Origin of the sequence: Microbacterium sp. A8/3-1 (assembly GCF_040267695.1) — a bacterium.
Classification (GTDB): Bacteria; Actinomycetota; Actinomycetes; order Actinomycetales; family Microbacteriaceae; genus Microbacterium; species Microbacterium luteolum.
Map to the genome: position 1 here is coordinate 2,821,612 of NZ_CP158357.1, position 14,253 is coordinate 2,835,864.

At 70.4% G+C, this 14,253-nt stretch carries 15 protein-coding genes; 12 read left to right on the forward strand and 3 right to left on the reverse strand.

Going from position 1 to position 14,253, the window contains the following annotated elements:
- Positions 1-19 precede the first annotated feature (19 nt).
- The 5 genes from ABS642_RS13830 to ABS642_RS13850 all read left to right on the forward strand — a co-directional run bounded on the left by ABS642_RS13830 (position 20) and on the right by ABS642_RS13850 (position 4,294).
- Positions 20-730, forward strand: a complete 711-nt coding sequence (locus ABS642_RS13830; protein WP_350350550.1) for an FCD domain-containing protein — start codon at positions 20-22, stop codon at positions 728-730.
- A 313-nt stretch (positions 731-1,043) separates the two neighbouring features.
- On the forward strand, positions 1,044-1,451 hold the full coding sequence (locus ABS642_RS13835; protein ID WP_350350551.1) for a GntR family transcriptional regulator: 408 nt from the start codon (positions 1,044-1,046) through the stop codon (positions 1,449-1,451).
- Positions 1,448-2,365 (forward strand): ABC transporter ATP-binding protein, encoded by a 918-nt coding sequence (locus ABS642_RS13840; RefSeq protein WP_350350552.1) that lies wholly within the window; start codon positions 1,448-1,450, stop codon positions 2,363-2,365. The genes ABS642_RS13835 and ABS642_RS13840 overlap by 4 nt, the downstream gene beginning before the upstream one ends.
- On the forward strand, positions 2,365-3,051 hold the full coding sequence (locus ABS642_RS13845) for a hypothetical protein (RefSeq protein ID WP_282215169.1): 687 nt from the start codon (positions 2,365-2,367) through the stop codon (positions 3,049-3,051). Before ABS642_RS13840 ends, ABS642_RS13845 begins: the two co-directional genes overlap by 1 nt.
- 136 nt (positions 3,052-3,187) lie before the next feature.
- Positions 3,188-4,294: an aromatic acid exporter family protein gene (locus tag ABS642_RS13850; protein ID WP_350350553.1), complete on the forward strand. Its 1,107-nt coding sequence runs from the start codon at positions 3,188-3,190 to the stop codon at positions 4,292-4,294.
- 21 nt (positions 4,295-4,315) lie between these two features.
- Here ABS642_RS13850 and ABS642_RS13855 read toward each other — a convergent pair whose 3' ends face one another.
- On the reverse strand, positions 4,316-5,275 hold the full coding sequence (locus tag ABS642_RS13855) for an NADP-dependent oxidoreductase (RefSeq protein ID WP_350350554.1): 960 nt from the start codon (positions 5,273-5,275) through the stop codon (positions 4,316-4,318).
- Between the two features lie 81 nt (positions 5,276-5,356).
- Between ABS642_RS13855 and ABS642_RS13860 the strand changes: the two genes are divergently transcribed.
- Positions 5,357-5,779 (forward strand): MarR family transcriptional regulator, encoded by a 423-nt coding sequence (locus ABS642_RS13860; RefSeq protein ID WP_282215172.1) that lies wholly within the window; start codon positions 5,357-5,359, stop codon positions 5,777-5,779.
- A complete protein-coding gene (locus ABS642_RS13865; RefSeq protein ID WP_350350555.1) occupies positions 5,776-6,465 on the forward strand; it encodes a molybdopterin-dependent oxidoreductase in 690 nt (229 codons plus the stop codon). The genes ABS642_RS13860 and ABS642_RS13865 overlap by 4 nt, the downstream gene beginning before the upstream one ends.
- 64 nt (positions 6,466-6,529) lie before the next feature.
- On the opposite strand, the gene ABS642_RS13870 is transcribed toward ABS642_RS13865, so the two are convergent.
- A complete protein-coding gene (locus ABS642_RS13870; protein ID WP_350350556.1) occupies positions 6,530-7,120 on the reverse strand; it encodes a helix-turn-helix domain-containing protein in 591 nt (196 codons plus the stop codon).
- A gap of 75 nt (positions 7,121-7,195) precedes the next feature.
- Here ABS642_RS13870 and ABS642_RS13875 point away from each other — a divergent pair, with 75 nt between their 5' ends.
- Complete coding sequence (locus ABS642_RS13875; protein ID WP_350350557.1) at positions 7,196-8,500, forward strand: MFS transporter; 1,305 nt, start codon at positions 7,196-7,198, stop codon at positions 8,498-8,500.
- A 6-nt stretch (positions 8,501-8,506) separates the two neighbouring features.
- Here the strand turns inward: ABS642_RS13875 and ABS642_RS13880 are convergent, their stop codons facing one another.
- The gene (locus ABS642_RS13880; protein ID WP_282215176.1) at positions 8,507-8,725 is read right to left on the reverse strand and encodes a hypothetical protein; all 219 of its coding nucleotides are present in this window, start codon (positions 8,723-8,725) and stop codon (positions 8,507-8,509) included.
- Positions 8,726-8,819: 94 nt separating this feature from the next.
- Here ABS642_RS13880 and ABS642_RS13885 point away from each other — a divergent pair, with 94 nt between their 5' ends.
- The 4 genes from ABS642_RS13885 to ABS642_RS13900 all read left to right on the forward strand — a co-directional run bounded on the left by ABS642_RS13885 (position 8,820) and on the right by ABS642_RS13900 (position 14,246).
- Entirely contained in the window at positions 8,820-9,446 is a 627-nt protein-coding gene (locus ABS642_RS13885; protein ID WP_350350558.1) for a sigma-70 family RNA polymerase sigma factor, read from the forward strand.
- The gene (locus ABS642_RS13890) at positions 9,443-9,898 is read left to right on the forward strand and encodes a hypothetical protein (protein ID WP_350350559.1); all 456 of its coding nucleotides are present in this window, start codon (positions 9,443-9,445) and stop codon (positions 9,896-9,898) included. Before ABS642_RS13885 ends, ABS642_RS13890 begins: the two co-directional genes overlap by 4 nt.
- Positions 9,899-9,955: 57 nt before the next feature.
- Positions 9,956-11,515 carry a S8/S53 family peptidase gene (locus ABS642_RS13895; RefSeq protein ID WP_350350560.1) on the forward strand — a complete coding sequence of 520 codons (1,560 nt, stop codon included), beginning with the start codon at positions 9,956-9,958 and terminating at the stop codon, positions 11,513-11,515.
- A 205-nt stretch (positions 11,516-11,720) separates the two neighbouring features.
- Complete coding sequence (locus ABS642_RS13900) at positions 11,721-14,246, forward strand: CHAT domain-containing protein (protein ID WP_350350561.1); 2,526 nt, start codon at positions 11,721-11,723, stop codon at positions 14,244-14,246.
- Positions 14,247-14,253: the final 7 nt, after the last annotated feature.

Consider the following 14,253-nt stretch of genomic DNA (forward strand, 5'->3'; position numbering starts at 1 on the left):
CACGAGACGGGGGAGTGCGATGGACCTGGCCTCCCCCGCCCTCGGATCGATCCGCCGCACGACCGCTGTCGACACGGTTCGAGCGCGGATCTCGCTCGCCGTCGAGCTCGGCATGCTCATCCCCGGGCAGCGCCTGCCCGGACCGGAAGACACGGCCCGGGCGTTCGAGGTCAGCGAGATGACCGTGCGGCGGGCCTATCGACTGCTCAGCGACGAGGGCGTCGTGGTGCGGCGCCCGGGTCACGCCGGCGGCACGTTCATCGCAGACGCGCCCACGGTCGGCACCGTGGTCGAGATCGACGCGTACCGAGCAGATGCCGCGCACGTTCACGCGCTCATCGATCAGCGCGCCACGATCGAGGCGGGACTCGCCGCCCTCGTGAGCACGCATCCGGATGAGGACTCGCTGGCGCGCATGGACGCCCTGGTCGACGACATGCGGAGCGCGGCGGACTGGACCGGCTTCCGCACCGCGGACAGCGCCTTCCACGCCGCCCTCGCCGAAGCATCCGGGGTCAGCGGCGCAGCCGAGCTGCACCACCGGGTGTCGCACGAGCTCTACGCGTACTTCATCCCGTACCGGATCGACTACCTCCGCGCCTCGAACGATGAGCACGCCCGCTTGGTCGCAGCCCTTCGGGCGCAGGATGCCGCCACCGCGAGCCGTCTCGCCTTCGACCACGTCGCAGAGCTGCACGCCTCGATGTACGTCGGCCTCCCCCGCACCTGACGGCCTCCGGCATCCCCTCGCCCCGCGTCATCCGTCCCTCGCCCCGCGGCATCCGTCCCTCGCCCCCGGCATCCGTCGGCCGTGCACGGCTTCGGAGTCCGGACGCGACACGCCGACCGCCCGGTCGCCGTCTCGGCGCGCCGCGGGGAATCTCCGAAGTCGTGCAGTCGCCTGCTCCGAAGTCGTGCAGTCGCCGACTCCGAAGTCGTGCCCGGCCGACGACATGATGCGCGCCGCGGAAGGGGTTGACACTCCCTCGGGTTCTATGGTTAGTTAGTCATGTAAGTAACCCACCAACCACCTCGGAGGACCCGTGATCGAAGAAGGCAAGCCGCTCTTCCTCCAGATCGCCGAACAGATCGAGGACTCGATCGTCGACGGTTCCCTCGCCGAGGAAGCCCAGGCACCGTCGACGAACGAGCTCGCCTCGTTCTACCGGATCAACCCCGCCACCGCAGCGAAGGGAGTCGCCATGCTCACCGACAAGGGAGTGCTGTACAAGCGCCGAGGCATCGGCATGTTCGTCGCAGAGGGCGCCAGGGACCTGCTCCTCGGTGAGCGCCGCTCAGCATTCGCCGACCGCTACATCGAGCCGCTCCTCGCCGAGGCCCGCACGCTCGGCCTCAGCCCTGACGACCTCGCGACGCTGCTCCGACAGCGCGCCGCACAGACCACCGAAGAAACCCCGGCCACCATCGCAGAAGGGAAGACCCCCGCATGACCGCCGTCATCGAGGTGCAGAACCTCACCAAGCGCTACAAGGAGAAGCGAGCGCTCGACAACGTCTCGCTCACCATCGAGGGAAACGCCATCTACGGCCTCCTCGGCCGCAACGGCGCCGGCAAGACCACGCTCATGTCGATCCTCACCGCCCAGAACTTCGAGTCCTCCGGCTCCATCAAGGTGTTCGGCGAGCACCCGTACGAGAATGCGCGCGTCCTCGGCCGGATCTGCTTCGTCCGCGAGAGCCAGAAGTACCCGGACGACGCCTATCCGAAGCATGCGTTCAAGGCAGCCAGCCTGTTCTTCCCGAACTGGGACCAGGCGCTCGCCGACGAGCTCGTCGCGGAGTTCCAGCTGCCGATGAAGCAGACGATCAAGAAGCTGTCCCGTGGCCAGCTCTCGGCGGTCGGCGTGATCATCGGCCTGGCGTCCCGCGCGGAGATCACCTTCTTCGACGAGCCCTACCTCGGGCTCGACGCGGTCGCCCGCCAGATCTTCTACGACCGGCTCGTCGAGGACTACGCCGAGCACCCGCGCACCGTCATCCTGTCGTCGCACCTGATCGACGAGGTCTCCAACCTCATCGAGAAGGTCATCGTGATCGACAACGGCCAGATCCTCCTGAACGAGGACACGGATGCCGTCCGCGAGCGCGCCGTCACGATCGTGGGCGACGCCGCCAAGGTCGACGCCTGGGTGGCCGGCCGGGAGGTGCTGCACCGCGAGGCGCTCGGCCGCGTGGCATCCGTCACGGTGCTCGGTCGACTCTCCGCCGAGGAACGCGCCGAGGTCACGGCATCCGGTTTGGATCTCGCACCGGTATCCCTGCAGCAGCTCGTCGTGCGGCTCACCCAGAAGGCCGAGGCGCACGCTGCCACGGAAGCCACGACCACGAAAGAGGAGGTCCGCTGATGCGACGCACCGTCAACGTCATCCGCCTGCAGCTGATCAACAAGGGCACCTTCCTCTGGTACCCGCTGATGATCCTCGGAGCGGCGACCCTGATCTCGATCCTCATCTACGCGATGATCCCGGTCGACACGCCGAAGTACGGCGGCGGCGGCCAGGCTCCGCTCTGGTACTTCTTCGCCATCGGGATGTCGGCGATGACCCTGACCTTCCCGTTCTCGCAGGCGATGAGCATCACCCGTCGGGAGTTCTTCTTCGGCACGATGCTCACCGCGATCCTCGGCAGCGCCCTCATGGGTGCGCTGTTCCTCATCGGCGGCGGCATCGAGGTCGCCACGAACGGGTACGGGGTCAACGGCTACCTGTTCTATCTGCCGTGGCTGTGGGATGCCGGACCGGGCGGCGCCTTCGTGGTCTTCTTCACCCTCGCGCTCTTCTTCTTCGTGCTCGGCTTCACCGGAGCGACGATCTACAAGAGCTGGGGGCAGCTCGTGCTCATCATCGTGAGCGTCGCGCTCTCCCTGGTGCTGATCGGACTGGTGTTCCTGGTGACGCGACTGGACCTGTGGAACAACGTCGGCGCGGGGATCATGGACCTCGGCGCGCTCGGTCTCGCGCTCTGGGGGCTCCTCCTCACCGCGGTGCTGACCGGTGTCTCGTTCCTCGCGTTCCGGAGGACGATCCCCTGATCCGTCACCGATCCTTCGACGCCGGTCGCCCTCGGGGCGGCCGGCGTCGTCGTGTGAGCGGGCGCGCGCTACCCGCCACCGGCTTCCGACGCAACCGGGTGCCCGCGTCGGATGCCGACGACTAGCGTCACTGCACGTGAAGACATCCTCCCTGCGCACGCGCCGATCCGGCATCGCGCTCTCCCTGCGCGAGGCCGTCCTCCCCGCCCGCCTGCTGTTCGTCGCGAAGACGACGCTCGCCGCGGGGCTCGCCTGGACGATCGCCCCGCACATGCCCGGGGTCACCGATGAGTATCCGTACTACGCACCGCTCGGCGCCCTGGTGAGCATGTATCCGACGCTGATGGGCTCGGTGCGGTCGAGCCTCCAGACGCTGTTCGGGCTGGCTACCGGCATCGGGCTGGCCACGCTGGTCGTGCTGACGATCGGCCCCACCTGGTGGACGGTCCCGCTGATCATCGGCGTCGGCGTGCTGCTCTCCGGCACCGGCTGGTTCGGCGTCGGTCGCGAATACGTCCCGATGGCGGCCCTGTTCGTGCTCGCCGTCGGCGGACAGGATGCGGAGGACTTCTCGCTCGGCTACCTGACGCAGATGGCGGTCGGAGTGGTGATCGGCCTGCTCATCAACGTCGTGATCGCGCCCGCACCGCTCACCGGCGAGGCCGAAGCGCGCGTCCGCGCCTTCCGCGAGCAGCTGGCACAGCACCTGCACGACATCGGCTCCGCCGTGTCGGAGTCCTGGCCTCCCGAACATGAGCAGTGGGCCGACGACGCGGCGTCCCTCGCCGACACCACCGCCATCCTGCGTGCCGCGCTCGCGGAGGCGGACGAGAGCCGCCTCGGCAATCCGCGAGCCCGCGGCCCGCGCGGCGAGACGCAGCACATCCACGACGAGCTGGCTGCCCTGGATCGGATCGCCCACCTCATCCGCGACATCTCGGATGCCACCGCCGACACGATCTGGGATCGGCCGGCCGCGATGCCCCTCGATCCCGTCCTCCCCGAACCCCTGTCTGCGGCGTGCCATGCGGTCGCGGATGTGATCGCACGGGGAGAGCCGTCCTCCAGCGAGAGTCATCGGGAGCGCAGCGAGGCGGCCCGGGCCATCCGGCTCCTGCTCGAGCAGGTCGACGACCGTACGTTGGATGTGCGCCGCACCATGGGCCCTGGCGTGCTGACGGCGATGCACCTGCGCCGCATCCTGATCCTCAGCGCCGGTCCCGCGAAGACCGACGACGAGTAGCGCCGAGCCTGCAGTGCGGTCTCAGATGCTCAGCACGATCTTGCCGAGGTGATGTCCCGCCAGCATCCGATGCGCCTCCCTCACCTGATCGAGGTCGAAGCGGTGCGCGAGGTGCAGTCGAAGAGCGCCTGATTCGACGGCCTCGCTCACTCGCCGCAGGGCAGCCTGCCTCCGATCGCCGTCGTAGTACTGCACCCGAGCATCGTCGACGGAGGGATCGAGGCGCACGCCGTGCGGCACCGCCACCCTGCCCGACGGCTTCACGCCGCGCAATGCGGCGAGCGCACCCGCGCCGCCGGCGGTGATCAGAGCAGCGTCGGCGCCGTCCGGTGCGAAGTTCCGGACGGCCGCTTCGATGTCGTCGACGCGTCCGTCGAACGCGAGGTCGGCACCCAGTTCGCGACTCAGCTCGATGCCGTCGTGCCCCGACGCGACCGCGATCGTCCGCGCGCCTCGGAGTCGCGCGAACTGGAGGGCGAGGTGGCCGATGCCGCCGCTGGCGCCGAACACGATCACGGTCGACCCCTCGGCGGGGTTCAGGAGATCCACGCCGCTCTGCGCGGTGACTGCGTCCCATGCGAGGGCGCCCGCCTCTTCGATGGGCAGGCCGGCGGGGACGGAAGACACATGGGCTTCCGGCACCACCGCGAACCGGGCGTAGAAGCCGCCTCGAGGCACGGGCGTCGAAGCCGCGTAGACCCGATCGCCGGGCACGAAGTCCTGCACCGCGTCCCCGACCTGCGCCACGACCCCCGCGCCGTCCCACCCGAGGACGTACGGGAAGGCGGATGCGACACCGAACACGCCGTCGTAGCCGCCCTCGCGCTCCGTCGCGTCCCAAGAGCCCACGCCAGCGGCCTGGACTTCGATGAGGACGTCGTGATCTCCGACCTGCGGCACGGCGATGCTGCGCAGGTGCAGTTCCTCGATTCCACCGAAGCGGTCCAACACGACCGCCTGCATCTGCTCCGCCTTCGTCATGACGACCCCAATCCTTGAGTTGCTCAATTAAATCCACAATTCCTTGAGACAGTCAAGGACTCTCTTCGGTACACTCGGGTCATGGCTCTTCCGAGCGGCCCGACAGCCCCCTCCTCCACCGCTGAGGCGGTGCTCTTCGAGCTGGTCGACGATTACGACCGCGCCTACGAGTCCGCTGCGGAACAGCTCTCGCTCACCGCCGCACAGGCCTGCGTGCTCGGCCGGTTGCACGAGCGCCGAGGGATGGGCTCGCTGGCCGAGGAACTCGGATGCGATGCCTCCAACATCACGCAGCTCGTGTCCCGACTCGAGGCAGTCGGGCTCGTGACTCGGGAGCCAGATCCGTCCGACCGCCGAGCTCGTCTCGTCAAGCGCACGAGACGCGGTCACGCGGTCAACAGGCGGTTCGAGGAGGCGTTCGCCTTCGGGCGCACCGCCGTGAGCCGCTTGACGGATGCGGAGCAGCAGCAGCTCACCTTCCTCCTGAAGAAGGCCCTCGGGTGAGCGGGTCGCCGCACCGGCTGCCACCAGGGCAGCGTGCCGTCGTCGGATTTCCCCGGTTCGGCATCGACCTGCACGCGCCCCCACCGGTGACGGCATCCGAGATCTCCATCGTCGTCGGCGGCGACGTGGCCGAGGCGCTCGTCATCTCCGACGCTCTCCTGGGATCCTTGCCCCGCACGGCGGTCGACGCCGACCTCCACTGCGTCGCCGGCTGGTCGGCGACGGACCTGAGGTGGGAGGGGTGGCGCTTCGACGACGTACTGAACCGGCTCATCCTGCCTCAGACGCCCGAGGGCGAACGCATCGCCTTCCTCGTGTTCATCGGAGCGGACGGATACCGCTCGATCGTGACCCGGGAGGATGCTGTCCGCGCGAACGTGCTCCTCGCCGACCGGCTCGACGGCGAACCGCTCACGCCGGAGCACGGCGCGCCGATCCGACTGGTGAGCCCCGACCAGTACGGCTACATCAACACGAAGCACCTGACGCGCATCGAGCTGCATGTCGAGCAACCCGAGCCGATCTTCCATCCGCGGCGCAGCGTGCAACGCGCGCTCCGGGCAGTGCATCCGCACGACCGGGCTCGCGTCTGGCAGGAGGAGCGGCACCGGTATCTCCCCTCGTGGCTCACGCGGCCGCTGTACCGGCTCGTCGTGCGGCTGCCTGCTCCGCGAGCCGATCACTAGGGGGCGACGATCATGGCGATCGCGGACGGGAAGCGACCTGAGGAGGGGCTGCGGAAGTCCGGACTCAGATCGTGTCGTCGGCTGCGATCAGATCGATCTGCCAGAACCGGCCGTCCGGGTCGTTCACGTCGTGCGCCTCGTCCGCGGCGGAGAGCACCTCGTTGATCTTCACGATGACCGCGTCGAACTCGGCCTCGGTGAGCCGGATCGTGCGCTGCGTGAAGGCCGCGTGCACCTCGGCGGTGCGTCCGGTCACGTACTCCGGCGTCCAGGCGAGCACTCGCCGCACGAGCTCCTGGTGATCTTCGGCGAGACCGGCCACCACCGATGTCGTGAGCGCCTCGTCGACGACGGGACTCTCGGGACCACCGACGTTGAGCGCACCCTTCCGCGCGGTCCAGACCCGGTCGCGCCGGTCGCGCGCCTTCTCCGGTGCTTCCTCGATGAGTCCGGCGTCGGCGAGGGTGCGCAGGTGGAAGCTGGCGCCGTTCGCAGGAACGTCGAGCTCGGCGGCGATATCCGCTGCGCGGAGGAACTCATGCCGCGCCAGAAGGCGGAGGATCTGGCGGCGCAATGGGTGCGAGTAGGCCTTCAGCATCGCGGACGTCATCCAGACGGGATCTTCGTCCCGCTTGCCCTCCGTACCCCGCGTCATTCTCGAATCATACCTGCAACGAAACTTGCGCAATGAGACTTGCGCAACTGTTGTTGCGCATCTAATCTCGATCACATGAGCGTCGCGACCCAGCCCCACCGCCTCTGGCGCAACCGTCGCTATCTCACGTGGCTGGTGAGCGACACGAGCAAGGGTCTCGCCGCCTCCCTCTTCGGCTTCGCGATCCCGCTCCTCGCGCTCATCGTGACGAACGACCCCGCGCAGGCCGGCATCATCGGCGGGGCCGGCATGGTCGCCCGGCTGCTCATGACCCTCGCCGGCGGCATCCTCGCCGACCGTCACCGCCGCATCGCGCTCATGCTCCTCGGCTCGCTGATCGGCATCGTGCTCGCCGGCGGGTTCACGCTGCTGGCGCTCGGCGATGCCCTCACCTTCAGCTCCCTGCTGGTCATCGACATCCTCCTCGCCGCGCGCAGCGGACTTTTCGACGTCGCCGGCGAGAGTGCGATCAAGGAGATCGTGCCGGATGAGGCGATGGGACGCGCGCAGGCCGCGAACCAGGGGCGCGACGCCGCGCTGCAGCTCGCCGGCGGGCCGATCGGCGGACTCCTGCTCGCGGTCGGCGGCTGGCTGGTCGGCGTCGCGATGACCGCCTGCCACCTGGTGGCGGCCGTGACGGCGTGGATGCTCGGCCGGGAAGCGCGCCGGGCCGGGATCGTGGATGCCGGAGCCGAGAGCGATCGTGAGCCGGGCGCCCCGGAGGAGAAGACCGCGCCCAACGCCTGGGCCGAGCTGCGCGAGGGCTTCGGGTGGCTGATGTCCCGCCCCGATCTCGGAGGCGTGCTGCTCATCATCACGATCATCAACCTCGGCTTCAACGCGGCGGTCACGACGGTCATCTACTCCCTGCAGCAGGAGGGATACCCGGAGGTCCTGATCGGCGGGATGACCGCGGCGGTCGGCGCGGTCATGCTCGTCGGCGCGATCGTCGCCCCTCTGCTCGTGCCGCGCTTCCGGGCCGGCATCCTGGCGATCGTCGGTCTCTCGACCGCCGCTGCGGGCGCCGTCGCCCTCTCGATGGTCACCGAACCCTGGGCGATCGTCGCGGTGCTGGGAGCGGCGGTGCTGATGCTCCCAGCCCTGAACGCCGGGATGATGGGCTACTTCATGGTCGCGACTCCGACCGAGCTTCTCGGCCGGGCGAACAGCGCCGCCGGCGTGCTCGGCATGGGTGCCTTGCCGCTCGCGCCGCTCATCGCCGGGTTCGGTCTCACCTCGGTCGGGCGTGAGTGGACGCTGCTCATCTGCGCCGGGCTCTGCCTGATCGCTGTCACCCTCGCCCTCGGCAACCGCGCGCTCCGCGCACTGCCCGTCGAGGCGCAGTGGGCCGCGCACGCGAAGCAGTACGAATCGGCCTGATCGGCGTCAGATGGCGCCGGTGAGCGCCGCGATCCCGAGGAGCACCGAGACCAGCGCGAGCACGAGGGCGATCGAGATGAGCACGACATGCACGGTGAGGAACGTCGTCGCCTTGCCGTTCTCGTCGCGCGCACGCGGATCCCTCGCGACCCGCTTGTAGAACTGCGGCCACACGATCGCGTTGAAGGCGGCGTTGAGGAAGAGCACGATGGCGAGGGGGATCACTCCTCCACCGTAGCGACTGCGGGAATTCTTGGACGCGGACATGTATCAGGATGCTCTTGCCGTGCTCCTGGTAGGTGTGATCACAATGGGCTTCATGATCGACGGTGCACCCGGCGCCGCTCTCGATCCTGCTTCGGGCGGTGGCCCTGCGCGCTGGCAGCGAGCCGCGGACCTGTTCGACGCATGGCGCGAGGGCGACGGTCACGCGATGGACGAGCTCGTGCGTCTGATGACGCCCGTGCTCTGGCACGTCGTGCGCGCCTACGGCCTCGAGCGCACCCTCGCCGAAGACGCCGTGCAGACGACGTGGCTGCAGCTCGTGCGCGGGCACGGCTCGATCGCGGACCCGCGGGCCGTGTCCGCCTGGCTCACCACCACCGCGCGACGCGAAGCCTGGAAGGTGGGCAAGGCGAACGGCCGCGTGGACACGACGGATGCCGATGACCTCGACGCGCTGCTCCCCGAGCAGGTCTCCGCCGAGGAGCACGCGACCATCGGCGACGAGAACCGCCGGCTCTGGTCGGCGGTGCGACGACTCGCCGAACGCTGCCAGCGCCTGCTGCGCGTGATCGCGTTCGAGGATCGGCCCGACTACGCACGGATCGCCGCTGACCTCGGAATGCCGGTCGGCAGCATCGGACCCACCCGCAACCGCTGCCTCGCCAAGCTGCGCGCCCTGCTGGACGCGCCGCCCGCGCCGAAGACGGGAGGACTCTCATGAGCGACCACGAGGACGCCGAGGTCTTCGCCCGACTGCGCACGCTCTGGCGCGAGGTCGACCCGGTGCCCGCCGACCTGATCGACCGCATGGTGGCGGCGGTCGCCGCCGACGGCCTCACGCGCGAGTACGCCCTGCTCACCCTGGTCGAGGGAGAGCTCGGCGCGGTGCGCGGCGAGGCGGATGCCCTCACGCTGCAGTTCAGCGACGGCACCACCAGCATCCTGCTGCACGTCACGACGACGGCCACCGGCCGACGGAGGGTCGACGGGTGGGTCGACACGGCCACGGCCGAGATCGTGCTGACCCAGGGGGAGAGATCGGCGACGACGTCTCCGGCCGAGACCGGGCGCTTCGTCTTCGACGAGGTGCCGCCCGGCCTCACCCGCGTGCGACTGACGACGGGCGACGGCGACGCGACGCGCACGCTGTCGACCCCGCAGTTCGAGCTGTGACGCCGGGCGCTGCCCGTCGATGACACCGCGGGGAGACCCGCACGGAGAGGATGATCCATGGAGCAGCCCAAGGGATGGAGCTGGCAGGACCGCGCGGAGGGTTCGATCCGCCGTGGCACGGCTCTGGATCCGAGTCTCGAGCCGGTCGACGGCATCCGCGCCTTCCCGACCGCGTACCTGCCGCAACGGCTGCTGATCACCCGGACCGACGATGATCAGGAGGAGTACGACCAGGAGGTGCGCACTCTCCGCGATGCCGCCGACACCTTCGGCTGGCAGCTCGTGATCGAGGGCGAGTCCCGGCGAGCACGCGCGCTCGCCGCCGGCGTGCCCGGATTCCTGCGCGCGTACCTGACGACGCCCGATGAGCCCGCCCGCGGCGAATCACCGGTCGCCCCTGATGCCTGGCGGGTGCTGCAGCGGGCGCGGCGCATGTCGCGCTCGACGATGCCGCGCACGAGCCTCGAGCACGTGCTGTCGATCGATCCGGTCGGACTCAATCCGTTCACCCGCACGAACCCGTTCACCCGGACGAACCCCTTCACCCGCACCAACCCGATCCGCGGGGCCGGAGCGGGCGGCAGCGATGACTACCTCGAGCCCGGTCGCGGCGCCAGGCAGCCGGTCAGTTGGCTGGGCCCTGCGCCGCAGCGCGGACCCGACCCGAAGCGCGGGCGGCGACCTGTCGTCGCGGTGCTCGACACCGGCTGCGGCGAGCACGCCTGGCTGCCCGCCGACATCGTCACCCGTCACGTCGAGCTCGACGGCGTACCGGTGGGGCTCACTGACGAGGCCGATCCCGAGCGGTATCCCGATCTGTACGGTCAGCTCGACGGCGAGATCGATGCGGTCGCCGGGCACGGCACCTTCATCGCCGGTATCGTGCGGCAGGCGGCGCCGGATGCCGACATCCTCTCGGTTCGCGTCGCCGGCGCACTCGGCGTGATCGACGAGAGTGCGCTGCTGGAGACGGTCGCCCAGGTCGTCGAGCTGCTGCGCCGGCATCGCGAGGATCCGCGCACCGGCTTCCCGATCGACGTGCTGAACCTCTCGCTCGGCTACTACCACGAGACACCGACCGACGGACTGTTCAGCATGACGCTGTTCGCGCTGCTGGCGAAGGCGCGCGAGCTCGGCTGCGTGGTCGTGTGCTCGGCCGGCAACGACGCGATCGATCGTCCGTCGTTCCCTGCCTCGCTCTGGCCGTGGCCGGGATCGGACAACGGCATCCGTCCTGACTCCGCCGCACCGCACGTGTCGGTCGGCGCGCTCAACCCGTCCGCGCAGTCGGTCGCGCTCTTCTCCAACGTCGGCCCGTGGGTGCAGACCTATGCGCCGGGGGCGGCCGTGGTGAGCACGTCGCCCGCCTTCATCGGTGGCGAGCAGGCGACATCGCGGGCGGACTTCGACGGCCTCCGCCGCGAGACCCTGGATCCGGACGACTACCGCGGCGGGTTCGCGGTGTGGAGCGGCACCTCGTTCGCGGCGCCTTACGTCGCCGGGCGCATCGCGGCCGAGCTCGGCACCGTGCCTGTCGAAGGGGTGAAGACGGATGCCGCCGCTGCAGCCGTGGCCGCCGTGCGGAAGAACCTGCCCGCCCCGAAGGATCGGGGCTGACGCCGCGGCATCCGTTCTTCTCGGGGTCGGCCGCCGGCTCGAATTCACCCGTCGGCCGAGATGACAGTCGCAGGTCGAAACGGGCCGAATGGACCTGCATCCGTAGTCTCGACCTGCATTCGGACAGCGCGCACCGAGGAGAAGACCGACGGATGCCGGGTGTCGCACTCTTCCGCGGAACCTCGGCGCACGGCATCCTGGACGGATGCCCCTGTCTGCGAGCGAGCTGCATCGGCGTGGCGTCGAAGCGGCGAACGCGCGGCGGTTCACGCAGGCGCGGCGCGCACTCGACGCGGCATCCGCTCGCACCGACGACGCCGATCTGCGCGCCCGCATCGACGGGACCATCGCGTATGTGCTCGGTCAGACGGGTGAGCCGGCCGCGGCCGAGCAGCTGTGTCGCGCGGCGCTCGCCCGCCCCGGCCTGACCGCCGAGACGGTCACGGTGCTCAGCGGCCAGCTCGGCACCCTGCTCTCGCACGCGGGCCGGCTGGACGAGGCCGAGACGATGCTCACGCAGGCGATCGACGCACTGACGACCGTCGGCGCCGAGACGATCGAGCTCGCCAACTGCCTGATGAACCGCTCGGTCGTGCGGATGCAGCGGCACGAACTCGACGCCTGCACCGCCGACCTCCAGCGCGCGGTCGCCGTGTATGAGGCCGCCGATGCGGCGGAGCCCCTCGCCGAAGCGCAGCACAACCTCGGTTATGCGGCGCTGCTGCGCGGAGACCTGGTCACCGCGCTCACCCTCATGACGCGCTCCCGTCCCACCTTGGCCGCGACCAGCGACCTCGCCGCCGCGATCAGCGACCTCGACCGCGCCGAGGTGCTCCGCGATGCCGGGCTCACGACCGAGGCGGAGACGCTGCTCGAACAGGTCGCTCGCGAGTTCGGGGCGCAGCGCATGCGCCAGGCCCGCGGCGAGGCGGAGCTCCATCGTGCGCGATCGCTGCTGCGCCATGACCCGGCCGCGGCCGAACTCGCTGCACGCACGGCGGTCCGGCGCTTCGCTTCCCTCGACAATCACGGCTGGGCTGCGCGTGCAGATGCCGTGCGGCTGGAGGCGCAGCAGCGGTCGCGACCCCGGAATCCCCCCGACGCCGCGGAGTTCGTCCGCGTCGCGAAGGCGCTCGACCGCAGCGGCTTCCGCAGCGAGGCCGCCGGCCTCCGTCTCAGCGCGCGACGCGACGGGACGGGACGGATGCCGCGGCTCGACCCCGCCGCACCCACGCCCCTGAAGCTGCGGGCCCACGAGGTTCGCGCGGCGCGCGCATCCGCCGCCGGACGCGATCGGGATGCGCTCCGCGCCGCGGCCGAGGGCCTCGACCTGCTCACGGCCTGGCAGCGGTCGTTCGGCGCTCTCGACCTGCAGGCCTCGGTCGCGATGCACGGCAGTGACCTGATGTTCGCGGGGCTGTCCGCGGCCGCGCGCCTCGGCGACCCCGAGGTGCTGTTCGAGTGGTCGGAGCGCGCACGACACCTCAGCCAGCAGGTCGCGCCCGTACGGCCCCCACACGATGACGACCTCGCGGGGGATCTCGCGGAGCTGCGGATGCTGCGCGCCGAACTCGCGGGACAGGACTGGACGTCCGACGCCAGGGTCCGGAGCCTGCGCGACCGCGTGCGCGAACGGCAGTGGGCGACGACGGGGTCAGGCGGCACCCGCGACCGGCTCGGACTGGCCGAGGCGAGGGCCGCGCTCTCCCCCGACACGGCCGTGCTCTCCTACGTGTTCACCGGCACCGGCCTGCTCGCCGTCGTGGTGACGGCATCCGGGGCGACGGTCGTCGGGCTCGCCTGGAAGCGCCTGCGGGCCGCGCTCGACGGGCTGCGCGCCGACCTCGACATGGCGGCGCTCACGCGCGGCGGGGTGATGGGTGCCGTGACCGGGCGGGCGCTCGCGGCACGGCTGCAGCTGCTCGACGCCGAGCTCCTTGCTCCGGTGCGTGGTGCCGCCCCGCACGCCGAACGGCTCGTGATCACGGTGCCCGGTGCGCTCGGCGGGGTGCCGTGGGCGATGCTGCCCGGCATGGCCGGAACCCCTTTCACGCTGGCGACGTCGGTGTCACGGTGGCTCGCCGTGCACAGCGCAGCAAGAACTCGTGCTGCAGCGCGGAAATCCGCCCTCGCGGGGAGAGGCGGCGCCGATCTTGCTGAATCGTGGACGGTCGGCCACGGTGCCGGATCTTCGCGGGTCGCCTTCGCCGCGGGTCCGCGGGTGCCTCGTGCGGGGGAAGAGGTCCGGCGGGCGGCGGACGCCTGGCCTGCTGACGAGACGCGGATCCTCGAGGGACCGGGCGCCACGGTCGCCGCGGTGACCGCTCTCGCCGCCGACGTCGAGGTGCTCCATATCGCCGCCCACGGGCGTCACGCGGTCGACAACCCGCTGTTCTCCGGTTTCGAGCTGGCCGACGGCACCCTGTTCGGCTACGACGTCGACCTGATCCCCCGCGTGCCCGCGACGGTCATCCTCTCGGCCTGCGAGCTCGGCCGTTCCTCGATCCGGTGGGGTGAGGAGGCGCTCGGGATGACGCGGGTGTGGCTGCACGCTGGAGCGGACTGCGTGATCGCCGCCCCGGTGGCCGTGCCCGACGCCGACGCGTGCGAGTTGCTCAGCGCCGTGCACCAGGGGCTGGCGCAGGGCGTCCCACCGGCGGTCGCCCTGGCCGCGGCATCCGCTTCGACCGGCGTGCGGGCCCCGTTCCAGTGCCACGGGAACGGATTCTGACCTTTTT

Coding starts and splice junctions, on each gene's coding strand:
- ABS642_RS13830 (WP_350350550.1), top strand. CDS start 20: ATGGACCTGGCCTCCCCCGCCCTCGGATCGATCCGCCGCACGACCGCT.
- ABS642_RS13840 (WP_350350552.1), top strand. CDS start 1,448: ATGACCGCCGTCATCGAGGTGCAGAACCTCACCAAGCGCTACAAGGAG.
- ABS642_RS13845 (WP_282215169.1), top strand. CDS start 2,365: ATGCGACGCACCGTCAACGTCATCCGCCTGCAGCTGATCAACAAGGGC.
- ABS642_RS13855 (WP_350350554.1), bottom strand. CDS start 5,275: ATGACGAAGGCGGAGCAGATGCAGGCGGTCGTGTTGGACCGCTTCGGT.
- ABS642_RS13860 (WP_282215172.1), top strand. CDS start 5,357: ATGGCTCTTCCGAGCGGCCCGACAGCCCCCTCCTCCACCGCTGAGGCG.
- ABS642_RS13870 (WP_350350556.1), bottom strand. CDS start 7,120: ATGACGCGGGGTACGGAGGGCAAGCGGGACGAAGATCCCGTCTGGATG.
- ABS642_RS13875 (WP_350350557.1), top strand. CDS start 7,196: ATGAGCGTCGCGACCCAGCCCCACCGCCTCTGGCGCAACCGTCGCTAT.
- ABS642_RS13885 (WP_350350558.1), top strand. CDS start 8,820: ATGATCGACGGTGCACCCGGCGCCGCTCTCGATCCTGCTTCGGGCGGT.
- ABS642_RS13890 (WP_350350559.1), top strand. CDS start 9,443: ATGAGCGACCACGAGGACGCCGAGGTCTTCGCCCGACTGCGCACGCTC.
- ABS642_RS13895 (WP_350350560.1), top strand. CDS start 9,956: ATGGAGCAGCCCAAGGGATGGAGCTGGCAGGACCGCGCGGAGGGTTCG.
- ABS642_RS13900 (WP_350350561.1), top strand. CDS start 11,721: ATGCCCCTGTCTGCGAGCGAGCTGCATCGGCGTGGCGTCGAAGCGGCG.